This window comes from Achromobacter sp. 46006, from assembly GCF_059761975.1.
The window spans coordinates 37,186-59,853 of sequence record NZ_JCBANN010000022.1; the positions used below are offsets into that span (position 1 = coordinate 37,186).

The following is a 22,668-nucleotide window of genomic DNA, read 5'->3' on the forward strand; positions in this document are numbered from 1 at the left end:
GGGTTAGTGGGCGGCGGCGTTGCGAGCCAGCGCCGCCTCGCGGATGGCGGTCAGCGTCTGGCCGGGGGCGATGCCGTCGGCGTCGTAGCGGATTTCCAGCAGCGCGGGGCGTTGTTCGCGCTCGGCATAGGCCAGCGCGCGATCGAACGCCGCGGCGAAATCGGCGGTGCGTTCGACGGCTTCGCCATAGCCGCCGTAGCCGCGCACGATTTGCGTGAAATCGGGGTTCTCGAAGCCAAGCGCAATCGGGCGGCCGGGGAATTCGCGTTCCTGGTGCGCGCGGATCGTGCCCCACATGCCGTTGTTGAATACCAGCACCACGATGCCCAGCCGGTACTGCTGGGCCACGCCCAGTTCCTGCAGATTCATCTGGAAGCAGCCGTCGCCGGCATAGCACACCACGGTCTTGTCCGGGTGCTCCAGCTTGGCCGATACGGCCGCCGGCAGGCCATAGCCCATCGAACCCACAGTGGGCGCCAGGCTGGTGCCCAGGCCGGTGAACTGGCGATAGCGGTGTGGATACAGCGCGTAGTTGCCCGCGCCCACTGTGATGCAGGCATCCGCGGCCAGGCGCTGGTTGACCTGGGTCGAGATGGCATCCAGGCTCAGCGCGCCGGGCGACGGCAATGGCTCGAGCGAGTCCAGGTATTCGGCGTGGGCCGCGCGCACCGCCGCGCCTCGCGGCGTGGCGTGGGCGGGCCGCAGTGCGGCAACCGCCTGGGCGAAACCGGCCACGCTGGCGGCAATCGCCTGGGTCGGAGCGTAGACGCGGCCTGGCTCCTGTGGGTCCGGATAGACGTGGATCAGCGCCTGCCGCGGCAGCGGGCTTTCGATCAGTTGATAGCCTTCGGTGGTGGCCTCGCCCAGGCGCGTGCCGACCGCCAGAATCAGGTCGGCGGCCTTGATGCGCGCGCGCAATGCGTCGGTCATGCCCCAGCCTATCTGGCCGGCGGCGTTGGGATGGCGCTGGTCGAAGCATTCGAGCCGGCGCCAGGCCGTCGCGACCGGCAGTTCGAAGCGCTCGGCGAAGGCGGCGATCTGCTGGATCGCGTCGGGATTCCAGCCGCTGCCGCCCAGCACCATCACCGGCCGTTCGGCCTGGTCGAGCAACTGGCGCATGCGATCCAGGTCCGGCTGGCCCGGGCTGGCGGCAACGCGCTGGTAGCGCGGCATGTCCGCCACGGCGGCGCTGCCCCACAGGGTGTCTTCCGGCAGCGCCAACACCACCGGCCCGGGGCGGCCGCTGGTGGCGGTGGCGTAGGCGCGCGCCACGAATTCGGGGATGCGGTCGGTGCGGTCTATCTGCGCCACCCACTTGGCCATCTGGCCGAACATGCGGCGGTAGTCGATTTCCTGGAAGGCTTCGCGCTCGTAGAAATCGTTGCCGACCTGGCCGACGAACAGGATCATGGGCGTCGAGTCCTGGAAGGCGGTGTGCACACCGATGCTGGCATTGGTGGCGCCCGGACCGCGGGTGACGAAGCAGATGCCGGGTTCGCCGGTCAGTTTGCCGTAGGCTTCGGCCATATACGCCGCGCCGCTCTCCTGGCGGCAGACCACGGGTTCGATGGCGCCACGGTGTTCGTTCAGCGCGTCGATGCAGGGAAGATAGCTTTCACCTGGGATCATGAAGATCCGGCGCGTGCCATGGATGCGTAGTTGCTGCATCAGGATCTGGCCGCCGTTGCGGGGCGGAGGGGATACAACCGTCATGCAAACACTCCCGGAGGGGCTGGCCGCGCGCGGCGCGGGCTTGGGGTGGGGGGCAGGGCAAGCGGCGGCCGGCGCCGCCGAAGCGAAGGCGGGCGGGGCCTAGATATCGGGCCGGATGCTCCCGTCGTCGTCACCGAAGTCTTCCCGCAGGCGGGCCAGGATGCCGATCAGGTGCGCATGCATGGCGTGGCGCGCGCGGATCGGGTCGCGCGCCAGGATGGCGGTCAGGATGCGCTGATGCTCGGCGTGGGCGACCGCCCATACCTTGGTGTTGACGAAGTAATCCTGCATGCGGCTGAACACCGGGCTGGCCAGGCTCAGATTCCATAAGTGAGCCACCGAGGCGGCCAGCGCCGCGTTGCCGCAGGCGGCGGCGATGGCACTGTGGAATTCGCGGTCATGCCAGCCCGGCGCGTCGGTCAGCGACATCGCCTCATGGGCCGCGCGGATGGCAGCGATCTGCGCGGGGGAACCTTGCTGCGCGGCCAACGCCGCGCACTCCGGTTCGATCAGCATGCGCGCTTCTAGCAGGTCGAAGGGACCGATGTCGTCCTGGACGGCCGCGGTCGTGGCGGCGGGGGGCGCGGGAGCGACTTCGCGGCTGGCGGTGACGAACACGCCGGTGCCGACGCGCACTTCCACGTAGCCCTCTATCTCCAGCGCGATCAACGCTTCGCGGATCGAGGCCCGGCTCACCTGCAGTTGTTCGGCCAGCTCGCGCTCGGAGGGCAAGCGGCCGCCGCGCGGAAAATCGCCCGCACGGATACGCCCGGCGATCTGGTCGGCGATCATGCGATAGAGGCGGGTGACGGCGACGGCTTGGAAGGTGTTCATGGCGGTACTGCAAAATCTTGGTCAGGTGGTCAGGCCACCAATATAGGTATCCTGCCATTGAAACAAAAGAAAAATTTGCAGGACAAAGGGAAAACGATCAGAGGGATTTCCCGTCTTCCTATCTGGTGGTCAGGCCAGTCAAAGGCGCGCCTGGCAAGCCTCGGCGGCGGAGGATGGCGCGGGAGCCGGGCAGTGGAGGGGGGGCGTCGGGCGGGCCGCGCGGCGCTGGCGCGGTGCCCTGGTTCAGTGTTTTGATCAAGAGGCGCCGTGTGACGACGGCGCGCGCGGTATCGCGGGGGTCAGGCGCCAGCGTCCGGTTCGGGGGTCTGGGTGAAGGCGCGCACCAGGCGCGCGATGCCTTCCAGCTCGTCATGCGCACCGACCACCCATTCGGGCTTTTCAAAGGGGCTGTCCGACGGCGCATCGTCCAGATTGGCTTTCAGGTCGCCCAATAGCTCCAGTGCCATGTCGGTGGCTTGCGCGCTGCCGCGGGTGGAAAGGGCGATGGCGATCGCCAACGCCTGGCGCAACGCGAGCAGGCGGCCGTCGAGTTCGGTGTCCACGGGGAATGTCCTTGTCATTGAGGAGAGTGCGGGCATTTTACGAGGCCATGGCCGTTGTTCGGCGGCCGTGGCCGTCCGCGGCGCCGCGCCGTGGTTGACTGTCGCGCAGGCTGGACGCGTTGCGTCCTCGCAGCAGGCGCTGGCCGAGTTTGCGCCAGATCAACACCGCCGGATGGGCGCGGGCGAATAATTCGAGTCATGCAAGCCGCCCTCCGCTCCTCATTCGCCGATCCGTCGGCCGCTTCCGAACCCTTCTTCCCCCCCCAGTTGCTCGCCCGGCTGGACAAGAACGGTCCCCGCTACACCTCCTATCCCACCGCCGACCGCTACCACCCGGCGTTTGGCGAAGCCGAATATCGCCAGGCCCTCGGCCAGCGACGCGCGGCCTGTACGCCGGAACCCCTGTCGCTCTACGTGCATATTCCGTTCTGCGATTCGGTTTGCTATTACTGCGCCTGCAACAAGGTCGTGACCCGCCATCACGACCGCGCGGCGCGTTACCTGGATGCGCTGGCGCGGGAAATCGCGTTGCATGTGGCCGAACTGGGGCCAGGCGTGCCGGTGTCGCAACTGCACTTCGGCGGTGGAACCCCGACCTTTCTGGCCGATGACGAGCTCGGCCGGCTGATGGCGGACCTGCGCGCGGCATTCCGCTTCGAGCCCGACGCCGAGATCTCCATCGAGGTGGATCCCCGCACGGCCACGCCGCAGCGCCTGGCAAAGCTGCGTGAGCTGGGCTTCAACCGGCTCAGCTTCGGCGTGCAGGATTTCGACCCCAGGGTGCAGGTCGCGGTGCATCGGGTGCAGTCGTTCGAGGACGTGCGCGACCTGATGCAAAGCGCCCGCGCGTTGGGCTATGCCTCGGTCAACGTCGACCTGATCTACGGCCTGCCGCTACAGACCACGGCGTCGTTCGCGCGCACCATCGAGCAGGTCAGCGCATTGCGGCCCGACCGCATCGCGCTCTACGCCTACGCCCATCTGCCCGAGCGCTTCAAGCCGCAGCGCCGCATCAATACGCAGGATCTGCCCGACCGCGCCACCCGGGTCGGCCTGCTCAGCGCGGCCATCGAGGGCTTCCTCAAGCAGGGCTATACCTACATTGGCATGGATCATTTCGCGCTGACCACGGACGCCTTGGCGATCGCCAAGCAGCGCGGCCAACTGCATCGCAATTTCCAGGGTTACAGCACCCAGCCCGACCGCGACCTGGTGGCGCTGGGCGTATCGGCAATCGGTCGCATCGGCAATACCTACAGCCAGAACGCCAAGGACCTGGACAGCTACTACGCCGCCATCGAGGCCGGCCATTTCGCCGTCGAGCGCGGGCTGGCACTGAGCGCCGATGACCTGGTGCGGCGTGACGTCATCATGGACATCATGTGCCAGGGCAAGGTGGATTTCGCCGGGATCGAAGCGCGCCATGGCTTGCGGTTCGGGGATTATTTCGGGCCCGAGCTGTCGCAGGCGGCCAATCTGGCCGAACTCGGCCTGGTCAACCTGCGTGCCGGGGAGCTGCGCGTGACCGGCCTGGGCTGGTACTTCGTCAGGGCCGTGGCCATGACGTTCGATGGCTACCTGCGTAACGCCAGCACGGCCGCCAGCTATTCGCGCATCATCTGACCGGCCGGCCGCCCTGTCGGGCAGCCGGTGGGGGCCGGGCGCGGCGCGGATCTATTCGGCGAATTTCTCGCGCAGGAACAAGGCCAGCGCCAGGTCGTCGGACAACTGCAGCTTGCGCATGGCGCGGCGCTTGTGGGTGCTGACGGTCTTCTTGCTACGCTTCAGGCGCGCGGCGATCTGGGTCACCGACATTCCCTGGCTGATGTGGCGCAGGACCTCGACCTCGGAGGTGGTCAACATGGCGTGGGGCGGGCGCGGCGACAGGGGGCGGATCTTGCCGTCGTGCACCGACAGGAACGGGTCTTTCTTGCTGAGGACGCCGTGGATCATCTCGGGCAGCAGCAGCATGCCCCATTGCTTGGCCAGGTAGCCATTGGCGCCGGCGCGATACGCCGCATATTGGGTCTCCTGACGATTGCCCGCCGAGAAGGTAATGATCGCCAGGTTGGGATGATAGCGCCGCAAGCGGCGCAGGTAGTTGACGCCGTCCCAGGGTTCCTGGGGCAGGTAGAAGTCGATCAGGGCCACGTCGCAGGGCGTGCTGGAGAGCTTGTCCAGCAGCCGGCTGGCCGAGGTTTCCTGGTGGATGACCCGGAAGCCGGGCCGGGCATCCAGGTAGGCGCCCAGGCCCAGCGCCACGACGGGATGGTCATCGAGGATCGCCACCCGGATGACGGGGGGCGGCCGCGACAGCAGCAGGTGCTTGCGGGAATTGGGGCGGTCACCTGCATCGTGGGAGCGCGGCTCGGCAGAGGCGGCGGCATCCGGCGCTGAGGCAGTATTCATCAGGACTCCACAGAATGGACGGGAAAACGTCGGTAAAAAGGGTGTGCGCCCGAAGGCTGCTGGGACTGCACACTCGCCGTAACCAGTCCGAAATTCGAGTGTGAAGCTTATGGTCTTACGGCGCCGTATTGACTAAAACTAAACTCGAATCAGACAAAACTACGTTTGTGATACCGTGATGCGACGTTAATCCCCCGGCGATGCCGAGGCTGGCGCGGCGAGGAATAAAATCGCGCCGATATTCCAGGCCGGCATCCGCCGGCCGGTGGCGCAAGACAGGCAAGGCGGTGGATGGCGCATGTCCAAGAAGATTCTGGTGTTAGGCAGGGATGGCCAATTGGGCTTCGAGCTGCGGCGCAGCCTGGCGCCGCTGGGCCGCGTGGCTGCCTTCGGGCGCGCCGATTGCGACCTGGCCTACCCGCTGCAGATCGCGCGGTTGGTGCGCCGCGAGAAGCCGGACATCATCGTCAACGCCGCGGCCTATACCGCCGTCGAGCGGGCCGAGGAAGACCCCGTGCGCGCCATGCGCATCAATGCCGAAGCGGCGGGCGAACTGGCGGCGCTGGCGGCCGAGCGTGGCGCGCTCATCGTCCACTATTCGTCCGATTACGTGTTCGACGGCGCCAAGGTCGGCGCCTACGACGAGCGCGACGCGCCGGCGCCGCTGAACGCCTACGGTCGCAGCAAGCTGGCTGGCGAGCAGGCGGTCCGCGCCATGAACCCGGCGCATCTGGTGTTGCGCACATCGTGGGTCTACGGGGTATTTGGCCACAGCTTCCTCAAGACCATGCTGATGGCGCTGCGCCAGCCGGAGGCGCTCAGGGTGGTCAGCGACCAGCGCGGCGCCCCGACCGGCGCCGCTTACATCGCCGATTCCACCGCGCTGGTGCTGGCCCGCTACCTGGCGCTGCCGGCGCAGTCCGCCTTTCCCTTCGGTCTGTATCACCTGGCCGCCACCGGCGACGCCAGTTGGCATGAGTACGCCTGTTTCATCGCGCAGCAGGCGCGCCGCGCCGGGCTGGCCGTCACCCTGACACCGGACGACATCCAGGCGGTGCCCTCTGCTCAATATCCCGCCAAGGCACGCCGGCCGGCCAATTCCCGGCTCGACAGCCGCCTGCTGGAGCGCACCTTCGGTATCCACGCGCCGCACTGGGAAGATGGCGTGAGGCACGTGCTGGCCGCGATTGCGGACAGCCGCAACCTGGCCTGAGCCCGGACCAGGGGCCGTTGCTGTCGCGCAAATGTCACGAAAGGGGCGCAAAGGGTGCTACAATCGGCAACGATAAGCACCGCCAATCGTTACCGGTGGCGCGATGCCAAGTCCACCCTCAAGGCCCAAGCACCATGTTTTTCCCGCTGGCACGAACTACGACCCGGAACTTTCGCCCTATGTCGCGTTAGTTTTTCGTGCGTCGGGTTTCACCGTGTCAGGTCAGCGGTAGGACTCAGCAAGACAATCAAATGAACGCGGCTACCAGCCGCGTTTGTCGTTTCTGAATTTCGTTTTTTTCCCCCAAGAACCCCAGGAAGCACTCCCGATGGTACAGATCACATTGCCCGATGGTTCGCAGCGCCAATACCCGGGGCCGGTCACGGTCGCCGAAGTGGCGCAATCGATCGGCGCGGGATTGGCCAAAGCCGCCTTGGGCGGCCGCGTCACCTTTGAAGGCGCCGACTCCACGCTGGTCGACACCAGCTACCGCATCGAGGGCGACGCCCGCCTTGCCATCGTGACCGCCAAGGACGCCGACGGCCTGGACATGATCCGCCATTCCACCGCCCACTTGCTGGCCTACGCCGTCAAGGAGCTGTTCCCGGATGCCCAGGTCACCATCGGCCCGGTGATCGACAACGGCTTCTACTACGACTTCTCGTACAAGCGCCCGTTCACGCCCGAAGACCTGACGGCCATCGAGAAGAAGATGGCCGAACTGGCCAAGAAAGACGAAGTGGTGACGCGCGAAGTCTGGTCGCGCGACGACGCCGTCGAGTTCTTCAAGGGCATCGGTGAAAAGTACAAGGCCGAGATCATCGCCTCGATCCCGTCGAACGAACCGCTCAGCCTGTACCGCGAAGGCGATTTCATCGACCTGTGCCGCGGCCCGCACGTGCCGTCCACGGGCAAGCTGAAGGTCTTCAAGCTGATGAAGGTGGCCGGCGCCTACTGGCGCGGCGACAGCAAGAACGAGATGCTCCAGCGCATCTACGGCACGGCCTGGGCCACCAAGGAAGAACAGGAAGCCTACCTGCACATGCTGGAAGAGGCCGAGCGCCGCGACCACCGCAAGATCGGCCGCGAACTCGACCTTTTCCACTTCCAGGACGAAGCGCCGGGTCTGATCTTCTGGCACCCCAAGGGCTGGGCGCTGTGGCAGCAGGTGGAGCAGTACATGCGCTCCGTCTACCGCGACAACGGCTACCAGGAAGTGAAGGCGCCGCAGATCCTCGACATCTCGCTCTGGAAAAAGACGGGCCACTGGGACAACTACCGTGAAAACATGTTCACGACCGAGTCCGAGAACCGCGTCTATGGCCTCAAGCCGATGAACTGCCCGGGCCACGTGCAGATCTTCAACGCCGGCCTGCACTCGTACCGCGAGTTGCCGCTGCGCTACGGCGAATTCGGCCAGTGCCACCGCAACGAACCCTCCGGCTCGCTGCACGGCATGATGCGCGTGCGCGGCTTCACGCAGGACGACGGCCACATCTTCTGTACCGAGGAACAGCTCCAGGACGAGTGCGCCGACTTCACGGCCCTGCTGCAGAAGGTCTACCGCGACTTCGGCTTCACCGAAGTGCTGTACAAGGTCGCCACGCGCCCTGAAAAGCGCATCGGCTCGGACGAGGTCTGGGACACGGCCGAGCAGGCCCTGATGGAAAGCCTGCGCCGCACTGGCTGCGAATTCGAGATCTCACCGGGAGAGGGCGCGTTCTATGGCCCGAAGGTCGAATACACGCTGAAGGACGCCATCGGCCGCCACTGGCAGTGCGGCACGATCCAGGTCGATTTCTCCATGCCCGTGCGCCTGGGCGCCGAGTACGTGGACCAGAACGACCAGCGCCGTCCGCCCGTGATGCTGCACCGCGCCATCCTGGGTTCGCTCGAGCGTTTCATCGGCATGCTGATCGAAAACCACGCCGGCGCAATGCCGCCCTGGCTGGCTCCCGTGCAGGCCGTGGTGTGCTGCATTTCCGAGCCTTCGGCCGATTATGCGGCCGAAATCACGCAAAGCCTGAAAAAACAAGGCTTTAGGGTCGAGTCCGATTTGCGCGGTGAAAAAATCACTCGTAAAATTCGGGAGCACAGCCTGCAGAAGGTGCCGTACATCCTCGTCGTCGGCGACAAGGAGAAGCAAAACGGCACCGTCGCCGTACGCGGATTGGGCGGTCTGGACCTCGGCGCCATTGCGTTCGACGACTTCGTCGCCCGCCTGTCCGAAGACGTATCCACCCGCCGCGACGTCAATCAACCCGATGGCAGCGCTGCTTAACATTTCTAGGAGCTTTCAACATCGCCACTGAAAAAGCCAATCGCATCAACGGTGAAATCCGCGTCCCCGAGGTGCGCCTGATAGGTCTGGACGGAGAACAGCTGGGCATCGTCAAGATTGCCGACGCGTTCCGTCTTTCCGAGCAAAACGACGTGGATCTGGTGGAAATCGCGCCGAACGCCGAGCCGCCGGTCTGCCGTTTGATGGACTACGGTAAGTTCAAGTACCAAGAGCAGAAGCGTCAGGCCGAAGCTCGCTCGAAGCAGAAGGTCATCCAGGTCAAGGAAGTCAAATTCCGTCCGGCCACCGACGAGGGCGACTACCAGGTCAAGCTGCGCAACCTGCGCCGCTTCCTCGAGGAAGGCGACAAGGCCAAGGTGACGCTGCGGTTCCGTGGCCGTGAAATGGCTCACCAGGAACTCGGCATGCGGGTGCTTGAGCGTGTGCGCGACGATCTGCTGGAATTGGCCCAGGTCGAAGCCATGCCGAAGCTCGAAGGCCGTCAGATGGTCATGGTGCTGGCGCCCAAGAAGAAGGCTGCCCCCGCGGGCAAGCCGGAATCGGCGGCATAAGGCTCCTGCCGGCCTTCCTGTCCGGGAAGGCCCGGCCGCTCTTGCCCGCAACCCGCCGTCCAGCCCATGTTCGGCGGGTTCGCTTATTGGGCGGCTCTGCGCTACGATGTCATAGATAGCCGCCTTCCCGAAAGGGAAGGCGGTGTACGTTCGGGGTGTCGCGATGCATGTTTTGTTCGTTTTGGATCCCTTGCCGCTCTTGAAGGCGTACAAGGACAGTTCTGTCGCCATGATGCGTGCCCTGGTGGCGCGCGGGCATACGCTCAGCGTGGCCATGCAGGGCGACCTGTACATCGAGACCGGCACGGTCAAGGCCGTCACCACGCCGATCGAACTGGTGGAAGGCGCCGACCTGCACGGCCACGACTGGTGGCGCGAAGCCGCGCAGCAAGACCTGCCGCTGGCCGATTTCGGCGCGGTGGTGATGCGCAAAGACCCGCCTTTCGACATGGAATACGTGTATTCCACCCACCTGCTCGAATACGCCCAGGCGCAGGGGGCCAAGGTGTTCAACAGCGGCGCGGCGATCCGCAACCATCCCGAAAAGCTGGCCATCACCGAAATCAGCGAATTCACCGCGCCGACCCTGGTGACGCGCAACATGGCACGCCTGAAGGCCTTCCACGACGCCCACCACGACGTCATCGTCAAGCCGCTGGACGGCATGGGCGGCACCGGCGTGTTCCGCCTGCAGCCCCAGGACCCGAACCTCAACGCCATCCTGGAAACGCTCACCGACAACGGTGCGCGCACCATCATGGCCCAGCGTTACATTCCCGAGATCGTCCAGGGCGACAAGCGCATCCTGCTGATCGGCGGCGAACCCGTGCCGTATTCGCTGGCGCGTATCCCGCTGGCCGGCGAAACCCGCGGCAACCTGGCCGCCGGGGGGCGCGGCGTCGCGCAACCGCTGTCGCCGCGCGATCGCGAGATCGCCGAGGCCGTGGCGCCCAAGCTGGCCGCGCGCGGCCTGCTGCTGGTCGGCCTGGATGTCATCGGCGACTACGTCACCGAGGTCAACGTCACCAGCCCCACCTGTTTCGTGGAAATCGCCGAACAGACCGGTTTCGACGTCGCCGGCATGTTCGTCCAGGCGCTGGAGAACGCGGTGGCGGCCGGCGCCACGGTGCCGGCCGCGGCCTGAGCTTCCTGGAACCTGCCATGACCACGGGTATCGTCATCGTCGTGCATGCGCCGCTGGGCGCGGCCATGCGCGAATGCGCCAGCCATGTCATGGGCAACCTCGACGGCATGCTGGCGATCCACGACATCCAGCCCGAGGATCGCCCCGACGACCTGGCGCCCGCCGTGCTCAGGGATATCCTCGAGCAGGACCATGGCGGGGGGGTGCTGGTGCTGACCGACCTGATCGGCGCCACTCCCGCCAATATCTCCAAGCGGGCCGTGGCCGATGCCCAGGCGCAGGGTATCCAGTGCTGCGTGCTGGCGGGCCTGAACACCCCCATGCTGTTGCGCGCATTGACCTACCGCAACCTCTCGTTGGCCGAGACTCGCGAGAAGGCGCTGGCCGGCGGGGTGCAAGGGGTATTGCGGGTAGACTGACGGGCGGGAATTTGTCCCATATTTCGGCTAATATTTCAAGCCGACGAGCGCTTGGACAATTTGCTGCAATCAACACCTGCGGTGTGATGCCGCGGTCACCATAATTCCTATGCCTAATACAGACATTGTCATCAGCAATAAATTGGGTTTGCATGCGCGGGCGGCCGCCAAACTGACGCAACTTGCCAGCAAGTTTTCCAGCGAGATCTTCATCTCCCGGGGGGCGCAGCGTGTCAATGCCAAGAGCATCATGGGGGTCATGATGCTGGCGGCCGGGTTGGGTGTGACGGTCAAACTGGAGGCTTCCGGCAGCGATGCCGAACAGGCGCTCTCCGAAATTGAAACTCTGTTCGATAGCAAATTCGGTGAACAGGAATAGCAGCGCTTCCGATTCCGCCCGCCCGGACGCCGTCCGGGCGGGCACGTCCGCGGCCGGTGCCGCGGTCCAGGCGCATGACGGGGCTGGCCTTGCCAGCCCCGTTATTTGTTTGTACGGCAAGGGCGTGGCGCGCGGCTACGCCATCGGCCGCGCGGTGGTCATGGGGGCGGCGGCGCTGGAAGTGGCGCATTACCGTATCTCGCCCGAGGACGTGCCGGCCGAAAGCCGCCGCCTGACCGAGGCGCTGGCCTCGGCCCAGCAGGAACTGCGGCAGTTGGCCGACACGCTGCCGGCCGACGCGCCGCGCGAGCTGGGCGCCATGCTCAATGTGCACAGCCTGTTGCTGGGCGACCCGCTGCTTGCCGAGCAGACGCTGGCGCTGATCGCCGAGCGGCACTACAACGCCGAATGGGCGCTGACCACGCAGGGCCAGATCCTGGGTCAGCAGTTCGACGCCATGGAAGACGAATACCTGCGCGAACGCGGCGCCGACGTGCGCCAGGTGATCGAGCGGGTGCTGCACGTGCTGTCGGGAACCTCGGTCATCCTGCCGGACATGTCGCACATGGGCGGCGACGAGGCGCTGGTGGTGGTGGCGCACGACATCTCGCCAGCGGACATGCTGCGCCTGCGCGGCGGGCGCTTCGCTGCTTTCGTCACCGACCTGGGCGGGCCGACCTCGCATACCGCTATCGTGGCGCGCAGCATGGGCGTGCCGGCCGTGGTGGCCATGGGCAACGTGCGCGAGCTGGTGCGCGACGGCGACATGCTGATCATCGACGGCGCCGCCGGCGCGGTGGTGGTCAATCCGTCGGAACGCATCCTGCAGGAATACCGCCGGCGCCAGGCCGCCTATGCCGATGAGCGCGCCGAACTGAGTCTGTTGCGCGATGAGCCTTCCGTCACGCTGGACGGCATCGACATCGTTCTGCATGCCAATATCGAACTGCCCGAAGAGGCGGCGCTGGCGCTGGCCTCGGGCGCGCACGGCATCGGCCTGTTCCGAAGCGAGTTCCTGTTCATGGGGCGCCCGGACCTGCCGGGCGAGGAAGAACAGTACGAGGCCTATTCGTCCGTCGTGAAGGTGATGGCGGGCCGTCCGGTCACCATACGAACGCTAGACATCGGCTCGGACAAGACGCTGGACGGCGAGGCCACCGTGGCCACCAACCCGGCGTTGGGGCAGCGCGCCATCCGCTATTGCCTGGCGCGTCCGGAAATGTTCGCGACGCAATTGCGCGCCATCCTGCGGGCTTCGGCCCATGGCCCGGTACGGTTGCTGATCCCGATGATCGCTCACATGCACGAAGTGGTGGCGACGCGGGCTGCCATCGAGTCGGCGCGGCGCGAGCTGGATGCGCGGGGCCAGGCCTATGCCGCGCACATGGACGTGGGCGCCATGGTCGAGGTGCCGGCCATCGCCATCGCCATCGAGCCCTTCGCGCAGGCGCTGGATTTCCTGTCCATCGGTACCAACGACCTGATCCAGTACACGCTGGCCATCGACCGTGGCGACCATGACGTTGCGGCGCTCTATGATCCGCTGCATCCGGCCGTGCTGCGGCTGGTGGCGCACACCATCAACGCCGGCGAGCGGGCCGGCAAGCCGGTGGCGGTGTGCGGTGAAATGGCTGGCGATTCGCGCATGACGCGATTGCTGCTGGGCCTGGGGCTGACGGAGTTCTCCATGCATCCGCAGCAACTGCTGGACGTCAAGCGCGAGGTGCGCCGGGCCCATAGCAACGCGCTGCGAGTCAAGGTCGCCAGCGCCCTGAACCGGGCCTTGCCCGTGGATCTGGATACCCTGGACCTGGCCTGACCGCCGGGGCGGCCTCGCAAAGCCCGGTTCATGCCGGGCTTTTTTATTTGCCGCTGGAGTATGCCGGCCGCGGGTGAGGGGGGCGGCATGAGTCGCCGACAATCGTGCGATGAACAAAAAAAGCCCCCTCGATCGCTCGAGGGGGCTTTCCCTGCGACCGCCCGATAGCCGGGCGGTAAGCGCGGATCAGCTGTGATAGGCGGATTCGCCGTGGCTGGTGACATCCAGCCCTTCGCGTTCCTGGTCTTCCGGCACGCGCAGGCCGCACAGGGCGTTGGCGATCTTGTAGGCGATCCAGGCCACCACGCCCGACCAGACGATGGTCAGCAGCACGCCTTCGAGCTGCACCCACAGTTGGCCCATGATCATGCCGGGTTCGGCCAGGCCGGGGCCGCCCAGGACCTGGGCGTTGAAGATGCCGGTCAGCAGGGCGCCCACAATGCCGCCCACGCCATGCACGCCGAACACGTCCAGCGCGTCATCCGCACGCAGCAGGCGCTTCAGGCCATTGACGCCCCACACGCAGACCACGCCGGCTATCACGCCGATGATGAGCGCGCCGACCGTGCCGACCAGGCCGGCGGCGGGGGTGATGCCGACCAGGCCGGCAACCGCGCCGGAGGCGGCGCCCAGCATCGAGGGCTTGCCCTTGATGGCCCACTCCGTGAACAGCCAGGCCAGCACGGCGCCAGCCGTGGCGATCATGGTGTTGAAGAAGGCCAGGGTGGCGTTTTCGTTGGCGGCCAGCGCGGAGCCGGCGTTGAAGCCGAACCAGCCGACCCACAGCAGCGCGGCGCCGACGAACGTCATCGGCAGGTTGTGCGGCTGCATCGCTTCACGGCCATAGCCGACGCGCTTGCCGATCACATAGGCCCCCACCAGGCCGGCGACGCCGGCATTGATGTGCACCACGGTACCGCCGGCGAAGTCCAGCGCGCCCTTGGCATTGAGCAGGCCGGGCGCCGTTTCCGAGGCGAACCAGACCATGTGCGCGATCGGCACGTAGGCGAACGTGAACCAGATCACCGTGAACACCAGCACCGCCGAGAAGCGGGCGCGTTCGGCGAAGCTGCCTACGATCAGCGCGCAGGTGATGCCGGCGAACGTTGCCTGGAACGAGGCGAACAGCAGTTCGGTCAGCGAGTTCGACATGGCGTACTTGCCATCGGCCGGATTGAACATCCCGGAGAAGAACGCGCGCGACAGGCCGCCGAAGAAAGCATTGCCTTCGGTGAAGGCGAGGGAATAACCGTAGATGAACCAGAGGACCAGGCCCAGCACGAACGTGCACATCACTTGCAGCAGCACCGACAGCACATTCTTGCTGCGTACCAGGCCGCCATAGAACATCGCCAGACCGGGTACGGCCATCATCAATACGAGGAGGGTAGAGACGAGCAACCAGGAGATATCTGCTTTATCCATTTTCAGGCTCCAATGAGTCTTTCTTATTTGTCTACAGCGCAGCTTCGCCGGCTTCGCCAGTCCGGATACGGATCACTTGTTCGAGGGGGGCGGCGAAGATCTTGCCGTCGCCGATCTTGCCGGTGCGGGCGGCTTGTTCGATGGCTTCGATGACCTGGTCGACCAGGTGGTCGGGCACGGCGGCCTCGACGCGCAGTTTCGGCAGGAAGTCGACGGCGTATTCGGCGCCGCGATAGAGCTCGGTATGGCCCTTCTGGCGCCCGAATCCCTTCACTTCTGTAACGGTGAGGCCCTGGACGCCGATTCCGGATAGAGCCACCCGCACTTCGTCGAGCTTGAAGGGCTTGATGATGGCGATGATGAGTTTCATGGCATTTCCTCTCATGGTTGCACGTTGGCATCGTCCATCAAGCAAATTCCATGCCACATTGTGTTGCACCCTGGCACCGGGCGGGCAGGCGCTCTAGTTGTGCCTGAATGCACCAATATAGTGCGCCATGCACCAAGTGTCAGCCTCAATCCGGTGCATGGCGTGTCGTCGGTGAGGGATGTAATGGAATATGTTTTGCCGCCGCTAATTGTTGCGAGTTGATGCCGACCTATCGGCGTGCCGGCGCGTTTGCCGACGCGGTCGCGGGTGCTGGGCGGGTGGCGGCTTTAAGGCGCCGAACCTTGCGGGCCGGGCTTCGCGTGCCGGATGCCAGCGTGGCGGGCAGGGGGCATGCGCGTCGGGATGGAGCACAAAACGGGGGCGGGACGTGATACGAGGGTTTACACGGGTGCGCTTGTTGCCGACGGTCGGGTGAAGAAGAATCAAGTCCAGTTGATTGCGGTATGCAGGCCTGATCGGGCCGCGGCAATTGGGTTCCGGCGCCGTGGCTCTCTGAAAATCCAAAAAGCAAAAAGGAAAGAGGAATGAGGACGATCCAAGCCAAGAGCTGCGCCATGCTGGCGCTGACCGCCGCGCTGGCTGCGCTGGCGGGGTGCAACAAGAGCGACGAAGCGGCCGCGCCGCCCGCGGCATCGACCACGCCGGCGCCTTCCGCCGCGACGCCAGGTACGCCCCCCTCGGCGACAACGCCTCCGGCGGCGGCCACTGCGCCTGCGGCCAGCACGCCGCCGACCACCACCGCGTCGTCCAGTTCGGGCGCCCCCGCCGGGGCGACGGCAGCCCTGCCGGCCGAATGCGAGGCTTACCTGACCAAGGTCAGTGCGTGCATGGACAAGCTCGGTGCGTCCAATCCTGCCGCAGCCAGCTTCAAGCAGCAACTCGATGCCGCCAAGACCCAGTGGGCCACCATTAGCGACAAGACGCAACTGGCGGCGCAATGCAAGCAGTCGGCTGACCTGTTTGCGCAGTCGGCGCCGCAGATGGGTTGTCCGTAACGATGTTGGTAGGGGGCCGCTCCCAAGGCGGCCCGGTTTTCTCCTGTGCTTTGATGGGCGGTCACCGCATGCGGCCCGCCCTTTTTTTTGCCCGCGGCCGAAGCCTGGAAAGCACTACACTTGAGGGATCGAGAACAAGTGAGGCCGCTATGAACAACCGCACCCAGTGGATGGAAGACATCCAGAAGAACATCTCCGACCTGATCGCCCGCAGCCCGGCGGCGGACGTCGAGCGCAATGTGCGCGCCATGATGACGCAGGCGTTTTCGAAGCTCGACCTGGTCACCCGCGAAGAGTTCGACGTGCAGGCCGACCTCCTGGCGCGTACCCGTGCCCGGGTCGATCAACTGGCCGCCACGGTCGAGCAGTTGGAGTCGCGCCTGTCCGCGCTTGACAAGTAAGCCGCGCGAGATACTTTTGCCACGGCCGCCTCCGCGGCCGTTTTCGTTTTCGGCATACTGGCCTTCGATCGTTACCGGAGACCGCCTTGACGCTTGCCGTAATCGCCAGTCGCACCCTCAGTGGCCTGCATGCCCACGCGGTGCGGGTCGAAACCCACCTGGGGCCGGGGCTGCCCAGCTTCAATGTGGTGGGCCTGCCGGATACCGAGGTGCGCGAGAGCCGCGAGCGCGTGCGTGCGGCCATCATCAATAGCGGCTTCAACTTCCCCGCCGGCCGTATCACGGTCAATCTGTCGCCGGCCGATATTCCCAAGGAGTCCGGACGCTTCGATCTGCCCATCGCCGTGGGCCTGCTGCTGGCCGCAGGGCAACTGGCGCCGCAGGGTGAAGCGAGTGTGGCGCAAGGGAACGTGTCCGAGGCTGCGCCAGATCCTCTGCTGGCGGGCCTGGTGCTGGCCGGCGAGCTGTCGCTGACAGGGGCGCTGGTGCCTGTTGCCGCCGCGCTGGTGATCGCGCTGAGCGTGGCGCGCGAATCGCCCGGCGCCACGCTGATCCTGCCCGCCGGCAGTGCCGAGCAGGCGGCCTGGGTCGAGGGGCTACGGGTGTTGTCGGCCCGCAGCCTGGCGGATGTGGCGGCCCATGTCGCGGGCCTGTGCCGCTTGCCGGACGCCATGCCGGTCGCCTGGCCCGAGGCCGCGCCCGCGCCTTGCCTGTCGGACGTGCGCGGCCAGCCCGGGGCGCGGCGCGCCCTGGAGGTCGCGGCAGCCGGCGGCCACAGCCTGTTGATGGTTGGGCCGCCCGGGGCCGGCAAGAGCATGCTGGCCGCGCGCCTGCCCGGGCTGTTGCCGCCGCTGGCGCGCACCCAGGCGCTCGAGGTCGCGGCAATCGCCGCGCTGGCGGGCGCGCCGGATACGCGCATGGGCACGCCGCCGTTCCGAGCGCCGCATCATTCGGCGTCGGCCTTCGCCCTGGTGGGAGGTGGCGGCCGGCCGCGTCCCGGCGAGATCAGCCTGGCCCATCACGGCGTGCTGTTCCTGGATGAGTTGCCGGAGTTCAGTCGTCGCACGCTCGAGGCGCTGCGCGAGCCGCTGGAGACGGGCAGGGTGGTGATTGCCCGCGCCCTGCATACCGCCCAGTTCCCGGCCAGGTTCCAGCTTGTGGCGGCGATGAATCCCTGCCCTTGTGGCTGGCGCGGCCATCCGCGCCGGGCTTGCCAGTGCACGCCCGACCAGGTGGCGCGCTACGCTGGCAAGGTGTCCGGACCGTTACTGGACCGCATCGACCTGCATGTGACCCTGCCGCCGCCTGATCTGGACAGACTGCAGGGGCCGCCCGGGGAGGCGTCGGCGCCGGTGCGGGCGCGAGTGGCGCGCTGTCGCGAGCGCCAACTGGCACGCCAAGGCAAGCCCAACGCCGGTCTGGCCGGTGCCGAGCTGGAACGCCATTGTGTGCTGGAGCCGCCCGCGCAGGCGCTGTTGCTGCAGGCGATGCGGCGCCTGGCTGGCTCAGGCCGGGCCTTGCATCGAGCATTGCGGGTGGCGCGGACCATCGCAGATCTCGACGGTTCCGACACGCTGGGGGCGAGCCACGTGGCCCAGGCGGTGCAGTACCGCAGGCCGGGGGTATGATGGTCGGCCTTGGGTTTCACTCGCCCTGGCGCACGCTTCCGTCCCTGGTAAGCGGCGGCCCTTGCCCCACGCCGCCTGCTGACTCGACAAAACCAGGGAAATCACCATATAATCAAAGGCTTTCCCGGATCCAGGCTATCTTTTTTGCCGCGGCTACGGGAAAAGCCCGGGAACACCTTGGCGGTGTTTCCTGGAAGTTGTAGTTGGCAGTACCCCGGCAGTACCCCCCCAGAAGTGGCAAGAGGTCCTCAAGTTTTGCCGCAATGGTGTAGGTCGAACGTTCCCGCCCTTGTGGCTTGGAGCGGCGCCAACCGCCTTGCGACAAGCACCTCGCGTCATGTAAATCAACAATGCGTTCAGTTTAGGGAATCATCATGCCCAAGATGAAAACCAAGAAAAGCGCCGCAAAGCGCTTTCAGGTTCGCGGCAGCGGATCCATCAAGCGTGGTCAGGCGTTCAAGCGTCACATCCTGACCAAGAAGACCACCAAGAACAAGCGCCAACTGCGCGGTTCGGCGGCGGTTCACGAGACCAACGTGGCTTCCGTGAAAGCCATGATGCCTTTCGCTTGATCTAAGGGAGATCTACTATGCCTCGCGTCAAACGCGGCGTTACCGCCCGCGCACGTCACAAGAAAGTCATTTCCGCCGCCAAGGGTTACCGTGGCCGCCGCGGTAATGTGTTCCGTATCGCCAAGCAAGCGGTCATGCGCGCTGGCCAATACGCCTACCGCGACCGCCGCAACAAGAAGCGCACCTTCCGCGCGCTGTGGATCACGCGTATCAACGCCGCCGTCCGCGAACATGGCGTCAGCTACAGCGTGTTCATCGCCGGCCTGAAGAAGGCTGCGATCGAACTCGACCGCAAGGTCCTGGCCGATCTGGCCGTGCGCGACAAGGCCGGCTTTGCCGCCATCGTGCAGCAAGCCAAGGCTGCCTTGGCTGCCTGATCGCGCGCTTTAACTCATCGCGCATCGCTGCAAACGGGGCTGTAATGGCCCCGTTTGCGTTTTGAAGGCTGGATTTCATGACTCAATCGGTTGACGACCTGGTTTCCCAGGCGCAGGAACTGTTCGCTGCGGCCAGCAACGCCGCCGCGCTCGAAAACGCAAAGGCCCGTTTCCTGGGCAAGGACGGCGCGCTGACGGTCCTGCTCAAGGGGCTGGGCAAGCTCGATCCCGAGCAGAAGCGCGACATGGGCGCCCGGATCAATCAGGCCAAGCAGAAGGTCGAGGAGCTCCTGAACCTGCGCCGCGCCGCCTTGGTGCAAGCGGAACTGGATGCCCGACTGGCGTCCGAAACCATTGACGTATCGTTGCCGGGCCGTGGCCGTGTGCCGGGCGGCATCCATCCGGTGATCCGGACCTGGGAACGGGTCGAAGAGATCTTCCGCTCCATCGGCTTCGACGTGGCCGACGGCCCCGAAGTCGAGAACGACTGGACCAATTTCACCGCGCTGAACAACCCGCTGGACCATCCGGCGCGTTCCATGCAGGACACGTTCTACGTCGACATGAAAGACGCCGACGGCCTGCCGCTGCTGTTGCGCACGCATACCAGCCCCATGCAGGTGCGTTACGCCCGCATGCACAAGCCGCCCATCAAGGTCATCGCGCCTGGGCGCACCTACCGCGTCGACAGCGACGCCACGCACTCGCCCATGTTCCACCAGGTGGAAGGGCTCTGGATCGCCGAGGACATCTCGTTCGCCGACCTGAAGGGTGTGTACACCGATTTCCTGCGTTGCTTCTTCGAAAGCGACGATCTCGTCGTGCGATTCCGCCCGTCGTTCTTCCCGTTCACCGAGCCGTCGGCCGAAATCGACATGATGTTCACGTCGGGCCCGAACCGCGGCCGCTGGCTGGAGATCTCCGGCTCGGGCCAGGTGCACCCGCAGGTGGTGCGCAACTTCGGCCTGGACCCTGAGCGTTATATCGGCTTTGCCTTCGGTTCCGGCCTGGAGCGCCTGACGATGCTGCGCTACGGCGTCAACGACCTGCGCCAGTTCTACGAAGGCGATTTGCGCTTCCTGCGCCAGTTCAACGAATAACAGACGGCTAGATCATGCAATTTCCCGAATCCTGGCTGCGTACGCTGGTTAATCCTCCGATCGCAACCGACGAACTCGCGCACCGGCTCACCATGGCCGGCCTGGAAGTCGAAGACACCGTGCCGGCCGCGCCCGCGTTCACGGGCGTGGTCGTCGCGCACATCGTCGAGATCGCCCCGCACCCCGACGCCGACAAGCTGCGCGTCTGCCAAGTCGATGATGGCTCCGGCGCGCTGCTGCAGATCGTCTGCGGCGCGCCCAACGCGGCCGCCGGCCTGAAGGTGCCGCTGGCCCGCGTCGGTGCCGAATTGCCCGGCGGCATGAAGATCGGCGTGGCCAAGATGCGCGGCGTGCAGTCGTCGGGCATGCTGTGCTCGGCGCGCGAACTGGGCCTGTCGCAAGACCACGCCGGCTTGCTGGAACTGCCGGCCGAGATGGTGCCGGGCCAGTCGATCCGAGAAGCGCTGGACCTGGACGACACACTCTTCACGCTGAAGATGACGCCCAACCGCGCCGACTGCCTGTCGATCCTGGGCGTGGCGCGCGAAGTGGCCGCGCTGACCGGCGCGCCGCTGTCGGTGCCGACCGCCAAGGCGGTGCCCGTGACGCTGGACGAATTGCGTCCCGTCAGGATCGAGGCGCCCGACCTGTGCGGCCGCTTCGGCGGCCGCGTGATCCGTGGCGTGAACGCCCGGGCGCAGACCCCGGCGTGGATGAAGACGCGCCTGGAGCGCGCCGGCCAGCGTTCGGTGTCGGCGCTGGTGGACATCTCCAACTACGTCATGCTGGAACTGGGCCGTCCTTCGCACGTGTTCGACCTGGACAAGATCCATGGCGACCTGTCGGTGCGCTGGGCGCGCGCAGGCGAGACGCTCGAGCTGCTGAACGGCCAGACCGTCACGCTGGATTCGAAGGTCGGCGTGGTGGTGGCCGGCGATCAGGTCGAGAGCCTGGCTGGCATCATGGGCGGCGAGGCCACGGCGGTCACGCTCGACACGCAGAACATTTACCTGGAAGCCGCGTTCTGGTGGCCGCAATCGCTGGCCGGCCGCGCGCGCCGCTTCAAGTTCAGTTCCGAGGCCAGCCATCGCGGCGAGCGCGGCGTGGACTTCGCCACGATCCCGCAGCACATCGAATTCATCACGCGCCTGATCGTCGACATCTGCGGCGGCCAGGCCGGTCCGCTGGACGACCAGATCGTCAACCTGCCCAAGCGCGAGCCGGTGCGCATGCGCCTGGCGCGCTGCCACCGTGTGCTGGGCGTGCCCGTCACGCAGGCCGAAGTCGCCAAGATCTTCGGCAGCCTGGGGCTGGAATTCACGCTCGATGGCGATGACTTCATCGTCACGCCGCCGTCGTATCGCTTCGACCTCGAGATCGAGGAAGACCTGATCGAAGAAGTGGCCCGCATCTACGGTTTCGAGAACATCCCCACGGTGCCGCCGCTGGCGCGCGCCAAGATGTTCTCGCAACCCGAAGTGCGCCGCGGTCCGCACGCGCTGCGCCGCCTGGCCGCCGCGCAGGACTACCAGGAAGTCGTCAACTACAGCTTCGTCGAAGCCGAGTGGGAGCGCGACTACGCCGGCAACGACACGCCGGTCAAGCTGGTCAACCCGATCGCCAGCCACCTGTCGGTGATGCGGTCTAGCCTGATTGCCGGCCTGGTGGCCAACATCCGCCACAACGCCAACCGCAAGCAGACGCGCGTGCGCCTGTTCGAGCTTGGCCGCGTCTTCGCTCGCGATGACGCCGCGCAGGACGGTCCGCTGGAAGTGGCCGGCGTGCGCCAGCCGCTCAAGCTGGCGGGCGCCGCCTGGGGCCCGGCGGTAGAAGAGCAGTGGGGCGTGCCCACCCGACAGGTCGATTTCTTCGACGTGAAGATGGACGTCCAGGCGTTGTTCGGCGCTCGTGGCGCGCGCCTGCGCTTCGAAGCGGCGGCCCATCCCGCGCTGCATCCGGGCCGCAGCGCCCGCGTCACGCTGGACGGCAAGCTGGTCGGCTGGATGGGTGAACTGCATCCGCGCTGGGCGCAACAGGCCGATCTGGCACACGCGCCGGTGGTGTTCGAGCTGGACGTGGACGCTCTGTCCGAAGGCGAACTGCCGCAGGTGCGCGAACTGTCGCGCCAACCGGTGGTGGTGCGCGACCTGGCCCTGTGGGTCGACGCGCCCGTGACGGTGCAGTCCATGCTGGACACGGTGGCGGCGACGGTCAAGGCCGATCCGCAACTGGCCGTGGTGCAGGACGTGCGCCTGTTCGACGTCTGGCGCGAAAAGGCCCAGGGTGACCAGCCCGTGGCCGAGAAAAGCCTTGCGTTCCGTTTCTGGCTACAGGACACTGAGGTCACACTGGACGAAGCCCGGGTGGCCGATTGCCTGGCGCGCATCAAGGACGCTTTGGTCAGTGCCCACGGCGCGCGCCAGCGCGCTTGAA

Annotated in this window: 21 protein-coding genes; 15 read left to right on the forward strand and 6 right to left on the reverse strand. The window is 66.2% G+C overall.

Annotated features, from left to right (window positions below; translation table 11 throughout):
- Positions 1–3 precede the first annotated feature (3 nt).
- From AC6LKG_RS13065 to AC6LKG_RS13075, 3 genes are all read right to left on the reverse strand, one after another.
- Entirely contained in the window at positions 4–1,713 is a 1,710-nt protein-coding gene (locus AC6LKG_RS13065; RefSeq protein WP_498164954.1) for a thiamine pyrophosphate-binding protein, read from the reverse strand.
- A gap of 99 nt (positions 1,714–1,812) precedes the next feature.
- Complete coding sequence (locus AC6LKG_RS13070; RefSeq protein WP_498164956.1) at positions 1,813–2,547, reverse strand: FadR/GntR family transcriptional regulator; 735 nt, start codon at positions 2,545–2,547, stop codon at positions 1,813–1,815.
- Between the two features lie 299 nt (positions 2,548–2,846).
- Entirely contained in the window at positions 2,847–3,110 is a 264-nt protein-coding gene (locus AC6LKG_RS13075) for a hypothetical protein (protein ID WP_498164958.1), read from the reverse strand.
- A gap of 198 nt (positions 3,111–3,308) precedes the next feature.
- Here AC6LKG_RS13075 and hemN point away from each other — a divergent pair, with 198 nt between their 5' ends.
- Positions 3,309–4,733, forward strand: coding sequence for an oxygen-independent coproporphyrinogen III oxidase (gene hemN / locus AC6LKG_RS13080; RefSeq protein WP_498164960.1), 1,425 nt, complete (start codon positions 3,309–3,311; stop codon positions 4,731–4,733).
- 51 nt (positions 4,734–4,784) lie between these two features.
- On the opposite strand, the gene AC6LKG_RS13085 is transcribed toward hemN, so the two are convergent.
- A complete protein-coding gene (locus AC6LKG_RS13085) occupies positions 4,785–5,519 on the reverse strand; it encodes a response regulator transcription factor (RefSeq protein ID WP_175134227.1) in 735 nt (244 codons plus the stop codon).
- A gap of 298 nt (positions 5,520–5,817) precedes the next feature.
- Here AC6LKG_RS13085 and rfbD point away from each other — a divergent pair, with 298 nt between their 5' ends.
- From rfbD to ptsP, 7 genes are all read left to right on the forward strand, one after another.
- Positions 5,818–6,732: a dTDP-4-dehydrorhamnose reductase gene (rfbD, locus tag AC6LKG_RS13090; RefSeq protein WP_498164962.1), complete on the forward strand. Its 915-nt coding sequence runs from the start codon at positions 5,818–5,820 to the stop codon at positions 6,730–6,732.
- 328 nt (positions 6,733–7,060) lie between these two features.
- Positions 7,061–9,013, forward strand: a complete 1,953-nt coding sequence (gene thrS / locus AC6LKG_RS13095) for a threonine--tRNA ligase (RefSeq protein ID WP_049075048.1) — start codon at positions 7,061–7,063, stop codon at positions 9,011–9,013.
- Positions 9,014–9,033: 20 nt separating this feature from the next.
- Positions 9,034–9,585, forward strand: a complete 552-nt coding sequence (gene infC, locus AC6LKG_RS13100; RefSeq protein ID WP_076410237.1) for a translation initiation factor IF-3 — start codon at positions 9,034–9,036, stop codon at positions 9,583–9,585.
- Positions 9,586–9,748: 163 nt separating this feature from the next.
- Positions 9,749–10,729, forward strand: coding sequence for a glutathione synthase (gene gshB, locus AC6LKG_RS13105; RefSeq protein ID WP_498164964.1), 981 nt, complete (start codon positions 9,749–9,751; stop codon positions 10,727–10,729).
- A gap of 17 nt (positions 10,730–10,746) precedes the next feature.
- Positions 10,747–11,148 (forward strand): PTS sugar transporter subunit IIA, encoded by a 402-nt coding sequence (locus tag AC6LKG_RS13110; protein WP_498164966.1) that lies wholly within the window; start codon positions 10,747–10,749, stop codon positions 11,146–11,148.
- Positions 11,149–11,257: 109 nt separating this feature from the next.
- Positions 11,258–11,527, forward strand: coding sequence for an HPr family phosphocarrier protein (locus AC6LKG_RS13115; protein ID WP_006387993.1), 270 nt, complete (start codon positions 11,258–11,260; stop codon positions 11,525–11,527).
- Positions 11,528–11,636: 109 nt separating this feature from the next.
- Complete coding sequence (gene ptsP / locus AC6LKG_RS13120) at positions 11,637–13,346, forward strand: phosphoenolpyruvate--protein phosphotransferase (RefSeq protein WP_498164967.1); 1,710 nt, start codon at positions 11,637–11,639, stop codon at positions 13,344–13,346.
- Between the two features lie 186 nt (positions 13,347–13,532).
- Here the strand turns inward: ptsP and amt are convergent, their stop codons facing one another.
- Positions 13,533–14,771 (reverse strand): ammonium transporter, encoded by a 1,239-nt coding sequence (amt, locus tag AC6LKG_RS13125; protein ID WP_498164969.1) that lies wholly within the window; start codon positions 14,769–14,771, stop codon positions 13,533–13,535.
- A gap of 31 nt (positions 14,772–14,802) precedes the next feature.
- On the reverse strand, positions 14,803–15,141 hold the full coding sequence (locus AC6LKG_RS13130) for a P-II family nitrogen regulator (protein ID WP_006218735.1): 339 nt from the start codon (positions 15,139–15,141) through the stop codon (positions 14,803–14,805).
- 545 nt (positions 15,142–15,686) lie between these two features.
- Between AC6LKG_RS13130 and AC6LKG_RS13135 the strand changes: the two genes are divergently transcribed.
- The 7 genes from AC6LKG_RS13135 (at position 15,687) to pheT (ending at position 22,667) form a co-directional block, all read left to right on the forward strand.
- Positions 15,687–16,157, forward strand: a complete 471-nt coding sequence (locus AC6LKG_RS13135) for a DUF5339 family protein (protein WP_498164971.1) — start codon at positions 15,687–15,689, stop codon at positions 16,155–16,157.
- Between the two features lie 149 nt (positions 16,158–16,306).
- Positions 16,307–16,558: an accessory factor UbiK family protein gene (locus tag AC6LKG_RS13140; protein ID WP_006394062.1), complete on the forward strand. Its 252-nt coding sequence runs from the start codon at positions 16,307–16,309 to the stop codon at positions 16,556–16,558.
- An 86-nt stretch (positions 16,559–16,644) separates the two neighbouring features.
- Positions 16,645–18,186, forward strand: a complete 1,542-nt coding sequence (locus AC6LKG_RS13145; protein ID WP_498164972.1) for a YifB family Mg chelatase-like AAA ATPase — start codon at positions 16,645–16,647, stop codon at positions 18,184–18,186.
- Between the two features lie 374 nt (positions 18,187–18,560).
- Entirely contained in the window at positions 18,561–18,758 is a 198-nt protein-coding gene (gene rpmI / locus AC6LKG_RS13150; RefSeq protein WP_006387997.1) for a 50S ribosomal protein L35, read from the forward strand.
- Positions 18,759–18,775: 17 nt separating this feature from the next.
- Positions 18,776–19,135 carry a 50S ribosomal protein L20 gene (gene rplT / locus AC6LKG_RS13155; protein WP_006387998.1) on the forward strand — a complete coding sequence of 120 codons (360 nt, stop codon included), beginning with the start codon at positions 18,776–18,778 and terminating at the stop codon, positions 19,133–19,135.
- Between the two features lie 77 nt (positions 19,136–19,212).
- Complete coding sequence (gene pheS, locus AC6LKG_RS13160; protein WP_049075035.1) at positions 19,213–20,235, forward strand: phenylalanine--tRNA ligase subunit alpha; 1,023 nt, start codon at positions 19,213–19,215, stop codon at positions 20,233–20,235.
- Positions 20,236–20,249: 14 nt separating this feature from the next.
- Positions 20,250–22,667, forward strand: a complete 2,418-nt coding sequence (gene pheT, locus AC6LKG_RS13165) for a phenylalanine--tRNA ligase subunit beta (RefSeq protein WP_498164974.1) — start codon at positions 20,250–20,252, stop codon at positions 22,665–22,667.
- Position 22,668 lies beyond the last annotated feature (1 nt).

Bases quoted from the DNA above. Each gene is read 5' to 3' on its own strand.
- AC6LKG_RS13115 (WP_006387993.1), top strand. From the start codon at position 11,258: ATGCCTAATACAGACATTGTCATCAGCAATAAATTGGGTTTGCATGCG.
- pheT (WP_498164974.1), top strand. From the start codon at position 20,250: ATGCAATTTCCCGAATCCTGGCTGCGTACGCTGGTTAATCCTCCGATC.
- AC6LKG_RS13070 (WP_498164956.1), bottom strand. From the start codon at position 2,547: ATGAACACCTTCCAAGCCGTCGCCGTCACCCGCCTCTATCGCATGATC.
- AC6LKG_RS13140 (WP_006394062.1), top strand. From the start codon at position 16,307: ATGAACAACCGCACCCAGTGGATGGAAGACATCCAGAAGAACATCTCC.
- AC6LKG_RS13110 (WP_498164966.1), top strand. From the start codon at position 10,747: ATGACCACGGGTATCGTCATCGTCGTGCATGCGCCGCTGGGCGCGGCC.
- AC6LKG_RS13065 (WP_498164954.1), bottom strand. From the start codon at position 1,713: ATGACGGTTGTATCCCCTCCGCCCCGCAACGGCGGCCAGATCCTGATG.
- hemN (WP_498164960.1), top strand. From the start codon at position 3,309: ATGCAAGCCGCCCTCCGCTCCTCATTCGCCGATCCGTCGGCCGCTTCC.
- AC6LKG_RS13085 (WP_175134227.1), bottom strand. From the start codon at position 5,519: ATGAATACTGCCTCAGCGCCGGATGCCGCCGCCTCTGCCGAGCCGCGC.
- rplT (WP_006387998.1), top strand. From the start codon at position 18,776: ATGCCTCGCGTCAAACGCGGCGTTACCGCCCGCGCACGTCACAAGAAA.
- AC6LKG_RS13135 (WP_498164971.1), top strand. From the start codon at position 15,687: ATGAGGACGATCCAAGCCAAGAGCTGCGCCATGCTGGCGCTGACCGCC.
- AC6LKG_RS13130 (WP_006218735.1), bottom strand. From the start codon at position 15,141: ATGAAACTCATCATCGCCATCATCAAGCCCTTCAAGCTCGACGAAGTG.
- pheS (WP_049075035.1), top strand. From the start codon at position 19,213: ATGACTCAATCGGTTGACGACCTGGTTTCCCAGGCGCAGGAACTGTTC.
- rfbD (WP_498164962.1), top strand. From the start codon at position 5,818: ATGTCCAAGAAGATTCTGGTGTTAGGCAGGGATGGCCAATTGGGCTTC.
- gshB (WP_498164964.1), top strand. From the start codon at position 9,749: ATGCATGTTTTGTTCGTTTTGGATCCCTTGCCGCTCTTGAAGGCGTAC.
- amt (WP_498164969.1), bottom strand. From the start codon at position 14,771: ATGGATAAAGCAGATATCTCCTGGTTGCTCGTCTCTACCCTCCTCGTA.
- thrS (WP_049075048.1), top strand. From the start codon at position 7,061: ATGGTACAGATCACATTGCCCGATGGTTCGCAGCGCCAATACCCGGGG.
- rpmI (WP_006387997.1), top strand. From the start codon at position 18,561: ATGCCCAAGATGAAAACCAAGAAAAGCGCCGCAAAGCGCTTTCAGGTT.